Source organism: Peribacillus sp. TE19612 (assembly GCF_056279465.1).
Genome location: NZ_JBWCCL010000008.1, coordinates 61,087 through 81,377 on the forward strand (window position 1 = coordinate 61,087; position 20,291 = coordinate 81,377).

The 20,291-nt window shown below is 40.8% G+C and carries 20 protein-coding genes and 1 riboswitch; of the genes, 15 read left to right on the forward strand and 5 right to left on the reverse strand.

Translation table 11 applies throughout. The features are described from left to right. Nucleotide 1 precedes the first annotated feature (1 nt). Nucleotides 2–550, forward strand: coding sequence for a PepSY domain-containing protein (locus ACZ9AO_RS15220; RefSeq protein ID WP_048688116.1), 549 nt, complete (start codon nt 2–4; stop codon nt 548–550). Between the two features lie 249 nt (nt 551–799). Then, a complete protein-coding gene (locus tag ACZ9AO_RS15225; RefSeq protein ID WP_251540467.1) occupies nt 800–1,282 on the forward strand; it encodes a tetratricopeptide repeat protein in 483 nt (160 codons plus the stop codon). Between the two features lie 225 nt (nt 1,283–1,507). Here ACZ9AO_RS15225 and shc read toward each other — a convergent pair whose 3' ends face one another. The 3 genes from shc to ACZ9AO_RS15240 form a co-directional block, all read right to left on the reverse strand. Next, complete coding sequence (gene shc, locus ACZ9AO_RS15230) at nt 1,508–3,403, reverse strand: squalene--hopene cyclase (RefSeq protein ID WP_048688130.1); 1,896 nt, start codon at nt 3,401–3,403, stop codon at nt 1,508–1,510. Between the two features lie 167 nt (nt 3,404–3,570). Beyond that, the gene (locus ACZ9AO_RS15235; protein WP_476109383.1) at nt 3,571–5,220 is read right to left on the reverse strand and encodes a M14 family metallopeptidase; all 1,650 of its coding nucleotides are present in this window, start codon (nt 5,218–5,220) and stop codon (nt 3,571–3,573) included. A gap of 219 nt (nt 5,221–5,439) precedes the next feature. Beyond that, complete coding sequence (locus ACZ9AO_RS15240) at nt 5,440–5,781, reverse strand: DUF1450 domain-containing protein (protein ID WP_226990537.1); 342 nt, start codon at nt 5,779–5,781, stop codon at nt 5,440–5,442. A gap of 265 nt (nt 5,782–6,046) precedes the next feature. On the opposite strand from ACZ9AO_RS15240, the gene ACZ9AO_RS15245 reads away from it, so the two are divergent. The 6 genes from ACZ9AO_RS15245 (at nt 6,047) to ltaS (ending at nt 12,895) form a co-directional block, all read left to right on the forward strand. Beyond that, entirely contained in the window at nt 6,047–6,997 is a 951-nt protein-coding gene (locus ACZ9AO_RS15245; protein WP_048688135.1) for an ABC transporter permease, read from the forward strand. Then, entirely contained in the window at nt 6,990–7,937 is a 948-nt protein-coding gene (locus tag ACZ9AO_RS15250; protein ID WP_048688138.1) for an iron chelate uptake ABC transporter family permease subunit, read from the forward strand. Before ACZ9AO_RS15245 ends, ACZ9AO_RS15250 begins: the two co-directional genes overlap by 8 nt. Next, nucleotides 7,931–8,689 carry an iron ABC transporter ATP-binding protein gene (locus tag ACZ9AO_RS15255; protein ID WP_034310071.1) on the forward strand — a complete coding sequence of 253 codons (759 nt, stop codon included), beginning with the start codon at nt 7,931–7,933 and terminating at the stop codon, nt 8,687–8,689. Before ACZ9AO_RS15250 ends, ACZ9AO_RS15255 begins: the two co-directional genes overlap by 7 nt. Nucleotides 8,690–8,902: 213 nt before the next feature. Continuing rightward, nucleotides 8,903–9,847: a siderophore ABC transporter substrate-binding protein gene (locus ACZ9AO_RS15260; protein ID WP_268591509.1), complete on the forward strand. Its 945-nt coding sequence runs from the start codon at nt 8,903–8,905 to the stop codon at nt 9,845–9,847. Between the two features lie 522 nt (nt 9,848–10,369). Then, nucleotides 10,370–10,525: a hypothetical protein gene (locus tag ACZ9AO_RS15265; RefSeq protein WP_476109384.1), complete on the forward strand. Its 156-nt coding sequence runs from the start codon at nt 10,370–10,372 to the stop codon at nt 10,523–10,525. Between the two features lie 402 nt (nt 10,526–10,927). Further along, complete coding sequence (gene ltaS, locus ACZ9AO_RS15270) at nt 10,928–12,895, forward strand: lipoteichoic acid synthase (RefSeq protein ID WP_476109385.1); 1,968 nt, start codon at nt 10,928–10,930, stop codon at nt 12,893–12,895. Between the two features lie 54 nt (nt 12,896–12,949). Here the strand turns inward: ltaS and ACZ9AO_RS15275 are convergent, their stop codons facing one another. Further along, nucleotides 12,950–13,570, reverse strand: coding sequence for an RraA family protein (locus ACZ9AO_RS15275; protein WP_476109386.1), 621 nt, complete (start codon nt 13,568–13,570; stop codon nt 12,950–12,952). Between the two features lie 203 nt (nt 13,571–13,773). On the opposite strand from ACZ9AO_RS15275, the gene ACZ9AO_RS15280 reads away from it, so the two are divergent. Further along, nucleotides 13,774–13,998: a hypothetical protein gene (locus ACZ9AO_RS15280; RefSeq protein ID WP_072272278.1), complete on the forward strand. Its 225-nt coding sequence runs from the start codon at nt 13,774–13,776 to the stop codon at nt 13,996–13,998. 658 nt (nt 13,999–14,656) lie between these two features. Here the strand turns inward: ACZ9AO_RS15280 and ACZ9AO_RS15285 are convergent. Continuing rightward, on the reverse strand, nt 14,657–14,836 hold the full coding sequence (locus ACZ9AO_RS15285) for a hypothetical protein (RefSeq protein WP_034310080.1): 180 nt from the start codon (nt 14,834–14,836) through the stop codon (nt 14,657–14,659). Nucleotides 14,837–14,954: 118 nt separating this feature from the next. Between ACZ9AO_RS15285 and ACZ9AO_RS15290 the strand changes: the two genes are divergently transcribed. The 6 genes from ACZ9AO_RS15290 (at nt 14,955) to ACZ9AO_RS15315 (ending at nt 20,239) form a co-directional block, all read left to right on the forward strand. Further along, nucleotides 14,955–15,284 (forward strand): DUF948 domain-containing protein, encoded by a 330-nt coding sequence (locus tag ACZ9AO_RS15290; RefSeq protein ID WP_072272279.1) that lies wholly within the window; start codon nt 14,955–14,957, stop codon nt 15,282–15,284. A gap of 40 nt (nt 15,285–15,324) precedes the next feature. Continuing rightward, a riboswitch (guanidine-I (ykkC/yxkD leader) is annotated at nt 15,325–15,423 on the forward strand. Between the two features lie 48 nt (nt 15,424–15,471). Next, a complete protein-coding gene (gene sugE / locus ACZ9AO_RS15295; RefSeq protein ID WP_251540456.1) occupies nt 15,472–15,792 on the forward strand; it encodes a quaternary ammonium compound efflux SMR transporter SugE in 321 nt (106 codons plus the stop codon). A gap of 54 nt (nt 15,793–15,846) precedes the next feature. Next, nucleotides 15,847–16,380 (forward strand): YhcN/YlaJ family sporulation lipoprotein, encoded by a 534-nt coding sequence (locus tag ACZ9AO_RS15300; protein ID WP_251540455.1) that lies wholly within the window; start codon nt 15,847–15,849, stop codon nt 16,378–16,380. Nucleotides 16,381–16,523: 143 nt separating this feature from the next. After that, complete coding sequence (locus tag ACZ9AO_RS15305; protein ID WP_476109466.1) at nt 16,524–18,035, forward strand: spore germination protein; 1,512 nt, start codon at nt 16,524–16,526, stop codon at nt 18,033–18,035. 24 nt (nt 18,036–18,059) lie between these two features. Further along, on the forward strand, nt 18,060–19,160 hold the full coding sequence (locus tag ACZ9AO_RS15310; RefSeq protein ID WP_251540451.1) for a GerAB/ArcD/ProY family transporter: 1,101 nt from the start codon (nt 18,060–18,062) through the stop codon (nt 19,158–19,160). Then, the gene (locus tag ACZ9AO_RS15315; RefSeq protein WP_251540448.1) at nt 19,157–20,239 is read left to right on the forward strand and encodes a Ger(x)C family spore germination protein; all 1,083 of its coding nucleotides are present in this window, start codon (nt 19,157–19,159) and stop codon (nt 20,237–20,239) included. The genes ACZ9AO_RS15310 and ACZ9AO_RS15315 overlap by 4 nt, the downstream gene beginning before the upstream one ends. The last annotated feature ends 52 nt before the right edge of the window (nt 20,240–20,291 follow it).

Sequence of the window (20,291 nt, forward strand, 5' to 3'; positions counted from 1 at the left end):
CATGAAAAAACAGTGGAGTACGATTAAAGAAGGTATCATTCAAAGGAAAAAGGTAATCATGACAGTGTCCATAGCGTCTGTATTGCTTTTCGGCGGTGCTGCTGGAACGGCGGTATATGCAGTCAATAAGGGGAACCTATCCGAGGATGAGGCTGTCAAAATGATTTCAGAAAAACTAGGCGGGGAAGTTACTCAATTTGAAAAGGATTGGGACCAGCCGATGACCTATGAGATGACCGTAAAAACGAAAGAAGGCTATCAGGACGTTGACGTTGATGCTGAAAAAGGAGAGATTCTTTCTCAGGAGATGGAAGACGGTGATGATGAGGATATGAGCACACAACAAGCCGTGGAAACTGCAAAAGTCAGCAGTGATCAAGCTGAAAAGATTGCCTTGAAAGCGGTGGATGGTCAAGTAACGGATATGGAGCTGGATTCAGAGAATGGCACCCTTGTGTATGAGCTGGAAATAAAACAAGGACTAAAGGAATATGATGTAGTGGTGGATGCCACCACGGGAAAAGTATTGAAAAACCAATTGGATGATTAATCATATGTCATGTCGATAGTAATCCATGATATAAGGAGATTGAAGTATATGAAAGGATTTGCCGGGTGGCAGATCCTTTTTTTATTTGCCAAGCCAGTGGGGAAGTGAAGCTTCCGCATCCTTAACGATCATATTAGTTCCTGGCTTCAGCATTGTTGAAAGATGGGCTGTTTATATATATAAGATGGAATTGAAAAGAAGAATCGTGAATAGGGGCATTAAGGAATCATATACAATGGAGGAATGTTTATGGGAAATTTGGAAAGGGCCCTGTACTTAAGGGAAAAGAAAGAATTCGAAAAATCCAATCGTTTATTGATGGATCTGGCAAAGCAAAACCCTGGCGATGCAGTCATACAGTATCAGTGTGCCTGGAGTTTGGATATTCTCGGACTTGAGGTAAAGGCGGTGCCCTATTATGAAGCGGCACTCGAATTAGGTTTGCCGGAGGACGATGCAAAAGGGGCCTACCTCGGGTTGGGGAGCACATATCGCACCATAGGGGAATATGAAAAATCAAGACGGACATTGGAATCCGGGCTGGCGAAGTTTCCTGGGGATAAGGCTTTATTGGTATTCAGGGCCATGGCATTTTATAATTTGGGCCAACATGATCTTGCGATGGAATCTCTTTTGAAGATCATTGCCGAAACGTCGAGGGATCGAGAAATACAATCTTATGCTAAGGCGATAGAATTTTATAGTGATAAACTGGATAAAGTTTTCACATAATCGTAATCATCCCCAAACTATCCACAAAACCTGTATAAACAAGTCATTTTTACATAGCAGAAATGAATGAATCAACAAATTTGATGGGAAAATCCTTGCTTTTGCCACTTTTACGGATAAATGAATGTGGATAACCTCGGATTGTGGATAACTTCCCGGTGTTATTCACTACTTTTCCACAGGTAATCCACATATTCACCTTTAATATGAAAAAAACACTGGCGATTAAGTCTCCAGGAATTTTTTATTGTAATGACTTAAGGCTAAAAGGGGATAAATATAACGATAGCTATGATAATGGATATACAAAAAATCTGCCATTCCCTGGCCTGCAGGATAATCATTGGTCCAGCTTTCTTGTTGACCTGCACGGATGAGATAGGCAATGCCTTTTTCAATCTCTGCTGTCGGCTTTTCTGATGCCGATATCAACGCATCCACAGCCCAGGCTGTATGTGTCAGTGTGCTAGTTCCGAGGGGGATATATCGTTGCTTGATATCACTGTAACAAGATTCACCCCAGCCGCCATCTTCATTTTGAATTTTCTTCAACCAAGTTAAGGCTTTTTGGATGGATGGATGTCCAGTAGCTTGCCCTGCTGCCTTCATTCCGGTCAGTGCAGACCATGTGCCATATAGATAGCAGATGCCCCAGCGCCCATACCAGGAGCCATCACGCTTCTGGTCTTCCAAAAGCCAATCCACCGCTCTTTTACTGACTTCTTCCGGCTTTTTCATATTTGTATAGTTCCCCAGGAATTCCAGCGTCCTTCCTGTCAGATCAGCGGTGGAAGGGTCAGTCAGGAGATATTTAGAACCCTCTATAGGAAGAAGCTGCAGCCATTTATGGTCGTTATTCCGTTCGAAGGCTGGAAATCCACCGTCATCATTTTGCATGGAGATCGTGAAGGCGACACCGCGCTGCCAGCTGTCCCGATTATCCGGTTTCGCTTGCAATTGCTTAGCCAGCGCCCGCAGTGAGGCGGTCGTATCATCGACATCCGGATTCATGGTATTCAAATCCGAGAACCCCCAGCCGCCAGGAATTGCGTCAGGATTATGAATCAGCCAATCTCCATACATATAATGCTGGCGTGACAACAAGTACTGATTGGCCGCCTTGACCGCTTTGTCTTTGAAAGGCATTCCCGCTTCTTGAAGGGCGTAGCTTATTAAGGAGGTATTCCAAACATGGGGCGTCGTGAACTGGATATGTGTATGTCCCTCAATGGAGCAGGCCATCCCCTTCAGACCGGCAATGGCCTTTAGAATCACTGGATCTCTTTTCGAATATCCAATTGAAAGGAGGGCAAAGATCATGAAAAAGGTGGAGCCGAAATAATTGTACAGTGTCCCGTCTGGTTCCAGCCTGTCGAGCATGAACCTTTTCGTTGAATCCAGGGCCAAGGAATGCAAATAATCCGGATATCCAATCAAGGTTTTGACGCCTGTTTGAAGTTTGGAGAAGAAGGAACGATATTCTTCGGTACGGTATTCTTCCCACACTTGCTCTTCGGAACTGTCCTCCCTTGTTTGAAATAAATCTTTTAAACTTGGCGTGTCCGGGGTCGTGATCTGAAACTTTTTATGGCCAAGCAATAGCAATGGAATCATGTTGACCCGCCCATATACGGAAAGATCATAAATGCTGACGAAAAAGGTCGGAGGCAGTAAGACCACTTCGAGAGGAATGGGGAATAGGCGCGGCCATTGATATTGTCCGGTGACAGTAAGCATCATTTTCGTTAACATTTTGGCCTGTTTGATGCCGCCCTTGGAAAGAATGAATTGTTTGGCTTTCCTCATATGGGGATGATTCTTATTGCGGAGTCCGCTAAAAAGAAGGCCATAGTAAGCCTCGATCGTAACCGTAACATTGCCGTCCTTCTCATCTTGGAAAAGTTTCCATGACCCGTTTTCCGTTTGCTTGCTTTCGATTCTTTTTACTAAAGCCTCTATAAGAGGAGTATCTTCCATATCTAGAATTTTCAATAATATGATCATATAGGCATCTGCTGTTATCCCGGTGTCAAAGGGATAATTCCACGAACCATCAGCGGATTGGTCTTGTTTCAAGCGATGAACAAGGCGATTGATTTCCGATTGTACATGTTGGTTCAATGTCTTTCCTCCTCAAAAAACACATTTTCCGTTTATATGTATATTCAAAACTTGTCGTTGCATTCAAGAAATCATGTCAGGCGCATCGTCCCACATGAATAAAGGAGGGGGGAACTAAAAACGCTTTGGCAATGAAAGCTGCCAAAGCGTCATTTAGATCCTATGCATCATTTAACTGGTAAGGAAGATGACCGCATATAGCGGTAAATCGGCAGTTCTTTTCCTTTGGCAGCCGGGATGAAATTGAATGTCACGTAGCTGTCTATGCCTTCAGGTTCGAGGGCAAGGGAGATGAAGTTGGCATGAGGCTGAGCCATGTCGAATACATAGCTTCCTGTTGGGAAATCCCGAGTTTTTGAAGTGACGTTGGTCGTGACTTCCCTTGTTGAATGTCCGCTTTCCAGTTCAGCGGAAACTTTTATATCATTGACCCTATAGCTTTCAACAGCTACCTTCATGGGTTTTTTTAATTTTTTCACTTCTACTCCCAATAGCTGAAATTTTTCAGCGATATTTTTATATTCGGGCGGAAGGATATAGGCTGTCGGACGATCTCTGACAAGGGTAGGGTAGGCATCGGTTGAATCCAGCCAATCGATGGAGGCATCGACCATTTTCGCTTTCGCTAAATCGACTACCGTCAATTTTTGATCCTTAACCAATTTATTTTCGCTGGTGATGACGATTTTATCGTTATCATTTTCTCTTCGCCCTTTTTGCACGATTTCCGTTTCGGCCTGTTTAACGGCCTTTTTAACTTTACTTGCCTGTTCGGCTGTCGTTTTGATGAAGGCTGCCTGTGCTGTAGCTTGTGCAAAAACACGTCGATTAAAGTCGGTACGGCCGATATTGATTCCCCTTGTTTCGATTAAATAGGTCATTGTATTTTTCAAACCAAGGGCGTTTCGGCCAATCCGGGCTTCGGTGCTTCCTTCTGTGGCGGTAAGGACCCCATCATCAGAAGTGGCCAGTGTATAGTAATCGTGATAGGAAAGCTTTTCTTTTTCCAATGTTTTAAAAACATTGGGTAAAAGCAGTTGATCGGATGCTTTTCGAAGCTGTTCGGGAATATTTAAATTCTTGGCTGAGGAGATGAGTAAATCATAGGAAGCGATCGATCCATTTGCTCCGACCTTTTTCAGGGGGGCGGGATTCACTGTATATTCATGTACATCCAGAATGACTTCCGGTTCATAATCATCGATTGATTGATGAATCGTCTGAACTTCAGGATATTCCACTTTTAAGTAGTCCCTATTCGCATCCATGTCATTTGCGGTAAATCGTTTGAAATAATAAGAGCCATCGGGATTGACCCGTGGAACGATGGCAACATTGACTTTATCGAGGACATCACCAAGCTTGCCTTCAGCCAGCCATTGTGCAAGGACTAATGTTGATTCACCAGATGCGGGTTCATTGCCATGGATCTGGCCTTGAATCCAAATCAATGGTTTATGGGAACCCTTAATCGGTTTTTTTGAATCCTTGCTGAAAAGAAGCATCGGGATGTCGCGTCCTTCTGTGGATTTACCTATCGTCTTGACCTGGATGTTCTTGTTTTTATGGGCGAGGGACTTGATATGATCAAACATTTCTTCCTGGCTCGTAAAGGCGATCTTGTTTTGTTTAAAGGCTGGGGTATTGAAAGAAACATTAGGGTCAGGGAAAAGGTGGGAGAGGTTATCTGGTTGAATGTAGCTTGGACCATTTCCATAATAAGGGGTGAATTCTTCGGCTTCGGCTAAGGGGCCAGGCAATCCAGTGACGAGACCTAGTGTTACGACTGATACAATGGTAGGAATGATTTTTTTCATGGATGTCCTCCTGTCTATCTTTTTCCATAAATTATCATATATTAAACTATTTATACAGTGAAAACGTATGAAAATAGTGAAAAATAGGAAGTAACGACTAGATTAATGATTCCATGGTAAAATTCGCAATCCTTTTAATAGATGTTCATCACCTGTATTCTGTATAATTACAGGTGGAAAGTCAAAATGATACAGATCAAGCTATTTGCTTGGCCCGTATCATTTCAATTCATCATATAACTTATTTAAAAGATCCTGTGAATCTTCGCCGCTCATTATCTGGCCGTTCACTTTCGCATAGGGGGTTTTCTTACAAAGCTTACACTCACTCAAACATTCATATTCCTTATATTGAATCCTTGGATTCTCTAAGAACTTACCATAATCGGCAATTGTTTGTTCATTAAGGAAGCGGTCAAGATTATTTTGGCAAAATTCAATCTGGATTTTCGCCTTTTTTGAGAACACTTTGGATAACAAGTTTTTCATCATATCGCTTCTTTCATTGGAAGAGTAAATATTTGTTATTTTGATTTTATCACTTCCTGAAACGAAATGCATGGTTGATTCATCCGAATCCATTACAATTTAACTATCGGGAGAATATCAAGTAATTCCCTTGTATATATTGACACATGTCCAAGAAATGATAGAATAAGAATGGATGATAATGAATCTCATTATCACGAATGGAAGATCCTTGTAACTATTGCAATTTAATGAGTCCCGTTTCAATAGGTGACTTAATGATAGTCTTTATTCAAATATATTTAATTAAAAATATTATCGCTGTATTAAAGTGAGATAGGAAGAGTAGGAAATGTAGATGAAGATAAGATATTTAGTCATGGCGTTAATTGTTCTATCATTTACGTCATTATTCATTGGTGTAAAAGATATTACCCCCCTGGATTTATTGAATCTCAGTGATGATAAAGTGCAAATCATGCTGCAAAGCCGTTTCCCCAGAATGGTGACCATAGTCATTGCCGGTATTGTGATGAGTATAAGCGGTCTGATCATGCAGCAATTGAGCCGCAATAAATTTGTATCCCCGACGACTGCCGGTACCATGGACTCTGCAAGGCTGGGACTTCTTCTTGCCATTATCATTTTTCCATCGGCAGCACTTATTGAGAAAATGGCATTCGCTTTCATATTCGCTTTGGCAGGTACATTCTTGTTCATGAAAATTCTTGATCAAGTGAAATATAAGGATACGATCTTCATTCCATTGGTTGGTTTGATGTTTGGTAATATCGTAGGATCGATCTCGACCTTCTTTGCCTATAAATATGATTTGATTCAAAGCCTCAACACATGGATGAATGGTGATTTCTCGATGATCATGTCGGGAAGGTACGAACTTATATATCTAAGTATCCCGCTAGTCATTCTCGCATACTTCTTTGCCAATAAATTCACTGTGGCAGGGATGGGTGAGGAGTTTGCTATCAATCTAGGACTCAATTATAAGCTTATAGTCAATTTTGGATTGATCATCGTGGCATTATCCTCCACTGTCGTTTTGTTAACGGTGGGAACGATTCCTTTCATAGGATTGATCGTACCGAATATTGTATCCCTTTACCTTGGTGACAATTTGAAAAAGAGTCTTTCTCATACAGCATTGCTAGGGGCAGTCTTCCTATTGATCTGCGATATTCTGGGCAGGATCCTCATATATCCATTTGAAATCCCGATCGGACTCGTGGTTGGTGTGATAGGAAGCGCCGTATTTATCTATCTGATACTGAGGAGAAAGGCATATGAATAATAAAAGTAGGATCATTATATTGGCTGTTCTTGCAGCTGCTTTAACGGCAGGTTATATCTTTTGGGACCTTGGCCCGAATTGGGATTATGCACTGCCGAGAAGGGTCATAAAAATCATCGCCATCATCGTGGTTGGCTGTGCAATTGCTTTTTCAACAGTAATTTTCCAGACGGTCACGAATAATAAAATCCTGACGCCAAGCATTTTAGGGTTGGACTCCATGTATATGCTGATTCAAACGGGAGTGATTTTCATCTTCGGTTCAACGCATATCATGATCATGAATAAAAATCTCAATTTCCTGATAACACTTGCGGCCATGCTCATTTTTGCAAGCCTGCTGTTCAAGTTCATGTTCAAGAAAAACCGCAATATTTACTTCCTATTGCTGATCGGTATCATCTTCGGAACCTTATTCGGCAGCATGTCTTCATTCATGCAGGTATTGATTGACCCGAATGAATTCCAAATCATTCAAAATAAAATGTTCGCCAGCTTCAATAATGTCAACACGGACCTGTTAACGTTAGCTATTATCCTCATGATTGCGGCAATGATATATTTCATGAGATTTCTGAAGTATTTAGATGTCATGTCCCTAGGGAGGGACCAAGCCATAAACTTGGGTGTGGATTATGATTTTGTCACGAAGCGGGTTTTAATCGTCGTTACGGTTTTAATTTCCATTTCGACTGCCTTGATCGGTCCGATCACGTTCCTTGGATTGCTTGTTGCAAATGTGGCTTATCAATTCATTAAGTCCTATCAGCATAAACATATCCTCCCGGGTGCAATGCTGATCAGTGTGATTGCCTTGGTCGGCGGCCAATTCATTGTAGAGAGGATCTTCACGTTTTCCACGACCTTAAGTGTCATCATCAACTTTGTCGGCGGTGTCTATTTCATCTATCTTCTATTAAAGGAGAATAAATCATGGTAGAAGTGAAAAATTTATTCAAAAAATATAATAATAAAACAGTTGTCGAGGATGTTTCCATTGAAATAATGAAAGGGAAAATCACATCCTTCATCGGTCCCAATGGAGCGGGGAAAAGTACCGTCCTTTCGATGATCAGCCGTCTCATTACCCGGGATTCAGGAGAAGTCCTGATCGAGGGTAAGGATATGGGGAAATTCAATAGCAATGAACTTGCGAAAAAGATTGCCATCTTAAAGCAGGCTAACCACATCAATATCCGTTTAACGATTCGTGAACTCGTCGCCTTTGGCCGTTTTCCTTATTCACAAGGAAAGCTGACGAAAGAGGATTGGAAATACGTCGATGAAGCGATTGAATATATGGAACTTGCTGACATGCAGGATAAGTTTCTTGACCAGCTTAGCGGCGGGCAGCAACAGCGGGCCTTCATTGCCATGGTCATTGCTCAGAACACGGAGTATGTGCTTCTTGATGAACCCCTGAACAATCTTGATATGAAGCATTCCGTCCAAATCATGAAGGTATTGAGGAGATTGGCCGATGAATTGGGGAAAACGGTCATCATCGTCATTCATGACATTAATTTTGCATCCTGTTATTCCGACTATATCGTCGCATTGAAGGATGGCAAGGTTGTTCATAATGGACCTACCGAACAAGTCATCAATTCCAATGTATTAAAGGAAATTTATGATATGGATATTGAAATCCAAAGTATCAATGACAATAAGATCTGTGTGTACTTCACATAAGACAATTCCAAAATTGGTTTTAAATTACTTCAGTATTCATAGCCGTCCAGAAGTCACACTATACGCTTCTTAGGCAGTTAAGAGTTGGCGGGCGCCCAAGACTTTAGCCGCCTCCTGTTCATTCGGCAGGAAAAGTGTTGAAGGTGAACTCTGTGATGGTGAGGATTCAATATGTAATTTTAAATAAAAAAATTTTTCGAGGTGACCATAATGATTAAGAAATTATCCTTACTGCTTTTGGTTGCAATGCTGGCTGTAGTGGCTGTAGCTTGTGGATCAGATAAGGAAAAAGAAGAATCAAGCACGAAAAAAGAAAGTGCTAAAAGCGAAGAAATTACGGTTAAGCACCAACTAGGCGAAACGAAAGTGAAAACAAACCCTGAAAAAGTCGTTGTATTCGATATGGGTACTCTTGATACTCTTGATAAATTAGGTGTGGAAGTAGCAGCTGTCCCTCATGATGGACTTCCGGAATACCTTTCTAAATATGAAGGTACAACTGAAAATGCCGGTGGATTAAAAGAGCCTGACTTCGAAAAAATCAACGAAATTGCTCCAGACCTAATCCTTATTTCTGGCCGTCAATCTGAAGCATATAAAGAATTAAGCAAAATTGCCCCTACTGTTTTTGTAGGTGTGGATACAACAAAGTATATGGAATCGTTTGAAGAAAACGTAACACTTTTGGGTAAAATCTTCGATAAAAAAGACGAAGCAGCTAAAGAGTTGGCAAGTGTTGAAGAAAACATTAACGCTTTGAAAGAAAAAGCTCCGACTGACAAAACTGGTTTAATCGTTCTTTCCAGCGGCGGAAAAGTAAGTGCTTACGGACCTGATTCAAGATTTGGAATCATCCATGATGTATTCGGAGTACCTGCAGTGGATGATAAATTGGAAGTATCGACACATGGTCAAAGTATTTCTTTCGAATACATTGCTGAAAAAAATCCGGACTACCTATTCGTTGTAGATAGAGATGCAGTTGCCGGTGATGGAGCTGCAGCAAAAAAGACGATTGAAAATGACATTGTAAAAAATACAAAGGCATTTAAAGAAGGTAACATCATTTATCTAGACCCTAACTACTGGTACTTATCAGGCGGCGGTTTAGAATCTGTTGACGCTATGGTTAAAGAAGTTTCAGAAGGCATTAAATAATGTAAACATGATGAAAGATGATCCTGTCCTCGATCGAGGGGCAGGATTTTTTATTTTTTATAATAAAGCTGGATGAAACAAATATACTAACAAAGGGGAAGGAAAGAATTTCGGCAGAACATAGGTAAGCTTATAATAAGGCGCCCACAACCCAATTAAGGGGGAATGGGAAAGGACAAGGTCTATATTCCGCATGTTGCCGCTGCTATGGCTTATATGGGCTGCAATCGTCAGAATTTGACCCTTCAGCCAAAATGAAAAATTCAGTTTCTTCCTATTATATTGTCTTTTGCATCCTTTCCGGTTCCAGGAGCGATTTGAAATCGTAAGTTATGTTAAATTTGGGAAATTGCATCTTTTATGGATGATAAAAATATTATGATCTCCACTTCAAATTATCGGGGAGAATTCGGTGTCATTAATTTTTAGGAAAAATTATTTGAAAAAAGCTGAATAAAAAAGCTGGAGGGGAATGATGTCGATACTTCGTGTAATCCATTTGTTATTTTATGGGATTTGAGGGTGACAGGACGCGATAATGACCGGGTCAAACTTTTACAGGCACGGGGTTTCAAAAGTGCGGATGAGAAAAGCATCCATGTAACCGGTAATCCATTTTCAACTGTCGAATTATCGGGAAATAAAATCTGGGATATAACCATAGCTTTCAATAATTGAAGGCTTATATCTTTACATATTTTGTAATGTACTGGTTTTTTTATAAAGAGTCGTTTATAATGGTAAAAGCCTGAAGGACGTTAAAATATTTAGTGACTGCCATCCGCAGTCACACCAAAAAATTACGGTAATATTTATTGGATTAAGACATGTAGTTCCTATATATTTGTTATAGGTGCGCTGAACATTCGAGACGGGCGAAACTCTGTTATTTTTTCTAAGGCTTGTTCATAAGCCAAAGAAGCATTCTGGATATAAGAGTTATGGATGTGACAAAAGGTGGTTTTCACAATCTTGACTATCCAAGTGAAAGAATGCTATTATAAGGTTTCCGATTTTCCGTCTTTTGTAAGTTTGTAAAAATTTATATAAATAAACCACTAGATTAATAGAGGTGAAAGCATGAATAATTTTCTTAAAAAAAGCCGGCATTTATTTGCAGATAACATACTAGGCTTTTTCTTTATTGCGGTAGTCTTGTTTTGGATAAAAACTTATATTGGATATCGAATTGAATTTAACTTAGGTCTTGAAAATGGCCTGCAACAGTTCTTACTGTTTATAAATCCGATTAGTTCAGCCATTTTATTCTTTGGCTTGGCACTATTGGCTAGAGGCAAAAAATCGTTTAAATGGATCATCAGGTTGAACCTATTGATGTCCTTATGGTTATTCTTCAATATTGTATATTACCGGTCATTTACCGATTTCATTACATTGCCAACCTTGACGCAAGTGCAAAATGCCGGGGATTTGGGACCGAGTATTTTAGAATTATTTAAAGGCCATGATGTATTTTATTTCCTTGATACGATACTTTTGATCGTATTGTACAGATTCAAAGACTTTAAAGTGGAAGACTTCAAAGTCAAACGCCGTACAGTTGGAATGGTTTACCTAGCGGGACTAGCAATTTTCGCCATCAATTTGGGACTTGCTGAAAAGGATCGCCCGCAATTGTTATCAAGAACATTCGACCGGAACTATATCGTCAAATACTTGGGCATGTTCAACTATACGGTTTATGACGCCGTTCAGAATACGAAAACATACGCCCAGCGTGCGACTGCAAACAGCACGGATATCGCCGAAGTCGTCAACTATACGAAGGCAACAAGCGCTGAGCCGAACCCTAAGTATTTTGGGGCAGCCAAAGGCAAGAATGTCATCTACCTGCATTTGGAATCGATGCAGAATTTCCTTATCGATTATAAGTTGAATGGGGAAGAAGTAACTCCATTTTTAAACTCACTTGCAGCAGATAAGTCAGATTTCATGCACTTTGATAATTTCTTCCATCAAGTAGGCCAAGGTAAAACAGCGGATGCTGAATTCATGCTTGAAAATTCCCTGTTCGGCTTACCACAGGGGGCAGCATTCACAAACCGTTCCCAAAATACGTATCAAGCAGCACCAGCTATTTTAGGACAACAAGGATACACATCTGCTGTGTTCCATGGTAATTACAAATCTTTCTGGAACCGGGATAATATGTATAAGTCTCTTGGTTTCAATCAGTTCTTTGATGCAAACCATTATAATATGGAAAATAAAGAGGAAGTACTAAGTTATGGATTAATGGATAAGCCGTTCTTTAAGGAATCGATTCCAATGTTAGAAACGCTTAAACAGCCTTTCTATACAAAATTCATAACGGTATCTCATCATTTCCCATATGCAATGGACCAGGAAAAAGCAACAATCGGTAAGCATACGACAGGTGATGCTTCCGTTGATAGTTACTTCCAAACTGCACGCTATGCCGATGAGGCGCTTAAAGAGTTTTTCGATTATCTGAAGGAATCCGGTCTATATGATAATTCGGTAATCGTTATGTATGGTGATCATTATGGTATTTCCGAAAACCATAAAGAAGCCATGTCAAAAGTTCTTGGCGAGGATGTTGGCGCCTTTGAGAATGCCCAATTGCAACGTGTACCATTATTGATCCATGTTCCAGGTGTTGAAGGCGGGGAAATGCACCAATACGGAGGACAGATTGACCTTCTCCCGACTTTATTGCATCTGTTAGGAATTGAATCTAAAGATTATGTACAATTCGGTTCCGATTTATTGTCAAAAGATCATAATGAAGTGGTACCTTTCAGGAATGGCGATTTTGTAACACCGGAGGTCACTTCCATTAAAGGGAAATACTACGATACTAAAACGGGAGAATTGGTCGAGGAAAATGATGCCATCCTCAATTATAAAACGAGAGCTGAAACGATGCTCAATTTATCCGACCAAGTAGTGAACGGCGACTTACTCCGTTTCTATACTCCAAACGGCTTTAAACCGATTGATCCTGCTGATTATGATTACACATATGATGAAGAAGGCTCTAAGGAAGAAAAGACCGATAAATAAGACTAATGAAAGAACAGGCAGGAAGCCATCGCTTCCTGCCTGTTTTTTTATGCGTCATCCTTTATTGGTCATCATGGCAATATACTTTCTGATTTCATCAGGCTTCCCGGCATATTTTTCAGCACGCTGTTCGTCTTTGGTGATTTTATCCTTTGCTTTGACCAGGATTTCTTCACCCTTATCTTTGGGCACGACCACGACTCCATCTATGTCCCCTATGATGATGTCCCCTGGATATACGTTGACACCTCCACAGGATATGGGCACATTGGTTTCGCCTACACCTGCCTTGCCGCTAGAGGCAACCGTCGTCCCTTTGCTGAATACAGGGAAATTCAATTGTTTAATGGCTTCAAGGTCGCGAATGACCCCATCGACTACGAGGCCGCCAATTTCCATGGTCTGCATCATGCCGACAACAAAGTCTCCTGCTATAGCCCGGTATGTATCACCCTTGCTGTCAACGACAATTATATCCCCAGGCTTGGCTTCACCGATTGCTTTTAACACGGCAGAATTATCACCGACGGGAATCTGTACGGTCAAAGCTCGTCCGGCCATACGAAATTCTTCCTTTAAGGGCTTTATTGCCGAATCTAGATTGCTCAACCCTTCCATTGCATCTGAAATCGCCGTGGTGGGCAAATTCCTGAACTGTTGAATAAGATTATCCATGACTATGATTCCTCCTTAAGAGTTAATGAATATAGCCTAATTATACACAAATTTCGTAATTTTCTAATAGTTTTCAGCTTGATAAAATGGTAAGTGTTGTTCACTGTCTGTTACGCCGGTTCATAACCGAACTGCGAATTTTTAAGAAATACAGGCACCCATTTTTTCATTTTTAATAGGATGTGCTTGAAGGAGTGATGACTATGCCATGGCAACAAAAAATTAGCTATTTAATAGGTCAGCCTGTTGGGATTTCATTAACGAATGGACAAGGGACGTCAGGTGTTTTGTGTGGTACTTCAGGTGAAAAGCTTCTTGTTATTGAATATATGTATCAAGCACAATTCGCCTTAAAACAATACGATTTTTATATGATTCAGGATATAAATGCATTTCCACCCTGTCAGAACACACAACCATTATATTAATGAAAAGAGCCATTTTAGAGGGGCTTCAGGCTTTAGATAAACTCGATGAAAATCGAATTTGCCTAAAGTTTTTTTACGGTTTGTACAATTTGAACGTTGCCATTCCAGGTGCCTCCTTGGCGGCTTCTGAGCCAGCGGGTTCTTTCTGGACGCGATTTCCGCAGGAGTCTCGCACACCCGCTCCAATTGTTATAACTCTTAGATAGAACCCTTTTGCCTACAGTCTTCATTGTTTGTTTAAAACTTAAGGTGATTGCTCAACCCTTCCATTGCATCTGAAATCGCCGTGGTGGGCAAATTCCTGAACTGTTGAGTAAACTAATAGTTTTCCGTTTGATAGTATGGTAAATGAGTGTAATCAATATCTGAAGGGGGAGGGAAGCTCAGCTGTCACAAGGGGGTTGAAGTCCAATTCCGTTTTAATCAAACGATTGATTAAACTGTATAGATCATCGCTATGAAGATTGAAATCCTGCATAGATACAGTCCTAGCAATAGTAATGGTCGGGTCTCCATGGCAGTTTGATCCGTACAGGAACATTCTTCCGAAGCAAGGGTAGAATGATGGTGCATATCCTCGGTATTTTTTACTGATCTGGATGGGGTGTCAGCGAAGAAATCCATAACACAGCCAGTGTGCAGGGGATACTTACAATCTTCAAAGCAGGAGCAGAATTAAGACGGATGTTGCCAATGTAAGCCAAAGGGGGCTGAAAACTTCTGGATGAATGATTAAAAAAATGATTCCTGCAATCGTGGCGGCCTGCTGTATGGTCATATGTCTAATGAAGTGGATTCCAGCTTTAAAACAGGCTTTAAGAAGAGGCATTTGATTCATTTTCATTCCTCCTTTTACTTTCAATAATATGACCAGGCATAAAAGAAAATACATGGGGATTCGTTTTCTGCTCAATTATTACGGGTATAGTAAAGGTAAAATAAAAGGAGGAATCTAGGTGATCATTGTATATATTAGTCTTGCCCTCTTTATCGGATCGATTATTTATTTAGCGTTTTTTGCTTTTAAAACATTTAAGGATACCAAACCGACAATTGAAAATGTGAATCAAACCGTTACACGCATCCAGGCCAAAACGGACCAGATTAAATCGGAAACGGACCAACTCGCCATGACCCAGCAAGAAATCACTGAAGATGTTGAATATAAAAAAGAGGCTGTCCAATATACGGTTGAGGCGGCTAAAGAAATACCTGAACCCTTTAAGAATATTTGGTTTTCAATAAAAGGTGACAAGTGGAAGCTTAGAAACAGAAGCGATGCATAAGTGTTTGACCGATCTGAAATGTACATGATATAGTATGGAAATACTATGTTTCTAGGGTTCCTCGGTTGAATGTTACCGGAATGGTCCAAGAGAAACGCGCAGTAATCTGCGTACACGGAGGGAAAAAAGCCCGGGAGGTTATGAAAGATGACCTCCCGGGCTTTTGCTGTAATTGGAGGGGAAAAAGATGGCATGGATTCAATTGGTGATTGCAGGATTATTTGAAGTGGTATGGGCGACAAGTCTAAAGTATACCGAGGGTTTTACGAAATTATTACCTTCTATCATAACGATTGCTGGCATGGTTATTAGTTTTTATTTTTTGTCATCGGCGATAAAAACTCTGCCTATGGGAACAGCGTATGCAATCTGGACTGGAATAGGGGCTCTTGGGGCTGTTCTGGTAGGCATCATCGTTTTTAACGAGCCTAAGGATGCGAAGCGATTGGTATTCGCCGTTTTTATTTTGGTTGGAATTATCGGCTTGAAGGTCACTTCTTCTGAATAATCTGCCCACTCCTCGCAAATAGTAATGTTAAATGATTTTTGAGGAGTGAAGAATATGAACTATAAAGCGATAGTATCAAGTGCAATGATGGCTTTAGTGATTACAGGTTGTGCAACGAATGATAAAGAAGATGCCAGTGAAAATCTTGGCCTGAATCGTACTCATCAGGATAATTTGGATAATCCGATGAATGTAGGCGACACAAGGCAAAATGTTAATAATGTCAATAATGATAATAATGATAATGGCGTAAACGGTATGAGGGTCTCCGAGGATATCTCAAATCGAGTCGAAGCTTTGAAGGAAGTAAGTAACGCAAATGTCATCGTGACAGAAAATAATGCCTATGTAGGCGCAGTATTAAAAGACGGCGGGGAAAAGGATATCTCGAATGACCTTAAAGAAAGGGTTGCTGATGCAGTAAGGGGAGCAGATCCGTCTGTAGACCAAGTTTATGTGTCGGCAAATCCGGACTTTGTTCAAAGAATGGATGGGTATGCGAATGATATCGAGAATGGAAAACCCGTTGAAGGATTTGCTGAAGAGTTCCGTGAACTTGTAACACGGATCTTTCCAAGTCCAAGATAATTGGAAAATTAAGAAGTAAAGACTTATCCGGTGGATTCCGGATAGGTCTTTTCCTATTTTAAAGATATCCGTGGAACATGACTAACTTTAAATAGGGTGGTTACAATAATCGAATGAACGAAAAACTTTGTATTGGGGGTGGGATGGTGAGGTTTTTTAAGGGCAAGAGGGAAATGGATTCAGCATCCTTTCAGGTTACTTCCAAGGATTTTCAGGAACTCCTTAAAAAGTTTAAAGCATCTAATGATTTTCTTACCTTCCAATTCCCGAATGATGATGGCTATATCATCTCCTACTTCAATTCACTGGTCAGTGTACAACAGCTCCACGAACAAGTATTGGCGGTCATGTCGAATCAACCAAAGAAGGTCCTTAAGCAACTAAAAGGCGATATTCCGATGGAAGATATGAAATTGACGGCTGATTTAAAAGACATTCAAAGATTGGTTTTGGAAGGATCGATCATGATTCAATACAATCAAGATGATGAAATGTGTTTGCTCATTCCGTGTGTTCACAGTGTGAAAAGGCAAATTTCAACACCTGAGTCGGAGTATACGGTCGTTGGATCCAAGGAGGCGTTTGTTGAATCGCTTGATTCGAATTTGAATCTGATCCGTAACCGATTGCCCACTCCTGAATTGCAGTCCAAGGAATTTAGGGTCGGGAGCATCTCGCAAACAAGGATAGCGGTACTCTACATAGATGGGGTGGTAAATCAACAGATCATCAAGACGGTCATACAGAGAATAGAAGATATAGAATATGATACGATCGTCGATATTTCGTTCGTAAGCCAGATGATCACGGATAATCGGAATTCGATGTTCCCGCAATTGATTGATACGGAGCGGCCTGATCATCTGGCCAGTGTATTATCGGAAGGGAAAATAGGGATCATGCTGGATGGATCTCCTCATGCATTGGTTGGTCCCAATACCATCATTTCATTCTTCTCGTCATTTGAAGATTATTTTCAAATTTGGAATCTCGGTACTTCATTCCGTTTGATTCGGCTTTTCGCCGTGCTGTTTTCCGTTTTGTCATCACCTCTGTATGTGGCCGTTTTAACCTATCATTATCAAGTGATCCCAACTGATTTGCTGCCAATCTTAATATCATCCAGGGGAGTGATCCCTTTTCCGCCGATCTTGGAAGCGATCGTGCTGGAAGGGACGATCGAATTGCTGAGGGAAGCGGCGGTCAGGCTGCCTGCCAAGGTTGGCTCCACCATCGGCATTGTTGGCGGTATAGTCATCGGTTCAGCCGCTGTGGAAGCGGGATTTGTCAGTAATGTCTTGTTGATGCTTGTCGCTTTGGCTGCCTTGGCTTCATTTACGGTGCCGATTTACCAAATCAGCAATACGATTCGCCTTATCCGCTTTCCCTTTCTAATTGCTGCCCAGTTATACGGGCTGTTAGGAATAGCTTTATGCAGTGCATTCATTTTAAGTCATTTATTGAAATTGACTTCGCTTGGCAGTCCTTATTTAGACCCGCTTTACCCGTTAAGAATTCATGACTTTAAAGATAGTCTGATTCGCCTCCCTTTTTCAAAGCAGAAAAAACGCCCGCAGTTTCTGCGGACGGAAAATCCACTAAGGATAGGGAAAGAGGCGGAAAAACGAAACACCCGTAATGATATCGATGAATAAGGAAGTAGAAAGCGGTGAGAAGGAATGGAAGTCAAACCAAATGAAACAAAACAAATATCTCCATTTTTTGTTTTTTTCCTCATGCCCGGCATGCAGATTGGAGTAGGGATATTGGGGTTTGAACGGATCATAGCGAAAGAGGCTGGCCAAGACGCATGGATATCGGTCCTGATATCAGGGTTGATCATAAATGTTCTGCTTTGGATGTGTTTCAAGCTTTTGGGCAGGGGCCCCCAAACACTTGATTTGGTTGCCATCCACAAGGATTTGTTTGGTAAATGGGTCGGAAATGCTTTCAATATATTATTCATCCTCTACTTTATAATGATTTCCATCATTCTTATCAGGACTTATTTAGAAGTCATTCAGGTTTGGATGTTCCCAGGTGTCAATGTCCTGATGCTGATAACCATCATTCTAATTCTCGTATATCGCTTTGTGGAGGGAGGTTTCAGGGTCATTACCGGTTTTTGCATAATCGGCCTTATGATCGGATCGCCATTATTCCTTTTGAATTATTTCCCTTTGAAGTACGCCCACTTTGAAAATTTGGGTCCTTTTCTTGATCATTCCTTTTTGGAAATCATGAAGGCCTGTAAGAAGATGACCCTGAATTACCTTGGTTTTGAATTAATCCTCATTTATTATCCTTTCATTAAAAATCGTAAAAAATCTCAAAAGTGGGCCCACTTAGGGGCGTTGTTCACTATGGTGATCTATGTAGTATCCATACTTGTTTCATTAGCCTACTATCATCAAGATCAGCTGAAAGATGTAATTTGGGCAACTTTGACGTTATGGAAAATTGTAGACCTTCCATTCATTGAAAGGTTCGAATACATAGGGATTTCCGTTTGGCTGTTCATGGTGCTGCCGAATGTTTGCCTAGGGGTTTGGGCAGCAAGCAGGACAGCGAAAAGAGTATTCGGATTTAGACAAAAAAAGATGTTGGTTCTCATTCTGATCATCATTTTGGCTTCCTGCATTTTTTTGGATAACCGCTATAGGATCAATAAGTTTAACACGATCAGTTCGCAAATTGGTTTTTATATCGTTTATTTGTATCTTCCTCTCTTATTCATATGGCAGTCGATCGTCTATAAATTCAGGGGGCATAAATCATGAAAATCAAACTTCTCTTGATAACATTAGCAAGCTTTTTGATGACGGCGTGCGGCGTGGAAAAGCAAATATTAGAAGATATATTAATTGCTGAAGTCGTAGGCTATGATGATGCCGGAGACAAGAAAATCAAAGGAACGGTCGTTGTCAGCGTTCCTCAGCCTGGGGAGGAAGCAGATCTGGGTAAAGAAGTATATGAAGCGGACTCCCATGATATAAAGGCGGCCCGCCAGCAGGAAAATGCAAAAACACCATATCCGATTGTCGGCGGGAGACTGACAGTCACTCTATATGGTGAAGAATTGGCAAGTAAGGGATTGAATGATTATGTCGATACATATAGGCGTGACCCAATGGTGGGAAGGGATTTGTATTTAGCGGTCGTTCATGGCAAAGCGGAGGATGTAGTTAAAATGGAGCCGAAGTTGATTAAAACTCCAGGGGTTCAAGTGAAGGAGCTGATCGAACAGAATATAAGGACTAATTTGCCTGATGTAGATCTTCACAGGTATTTATATGCGTGTCATGGTAAAGGGATCGATCCGGTCTTGCCCTTATTGGAAACAACAGGAGACCAAATACGGGTAAGGGGGATCGCCTTGTTTAAAACGGATCGCTATATTGGGAAATATATACCTTATGAAGACGGCTTTTTATATAAGGTCCTTAGTGAAAATTTTAAGCTGGGGAGTTATGAAATTAAATGGAAGGAAAATGACTTTACCGAAATCAATAACGTGGAGTCACGTGTCCATTATCATATTTCGAATGCCAATCAAGACCCAAAGGTCAGGATTGAAGTGAAAATGAAAGCGAGTCTGCTAGAGGTCCAAGGCTACGACTTGGGCAAAGCGGTCGACCTGAATAAAATAGAGGCCAGGGCCGAGCAGGTCATTGGCAAAAAATTAAATGAGATGGTAACCATGTTTCAGGAGAACCATATAGATCCGCTTGCACTCGGTGATCATGCTAAAAGTAAAACAAGAAATTTTGATCAAAAACATTGGGAGGAGGCATATCCCGATATTCCAATTGAGGTCGATCTGGATATTGAAATGATTCAAACGGGAATAGCTGAATAAAAGTAGAATATTCTGGAGTTTCCCCCTTTATAATAGGGTATTGGTGTAAAGA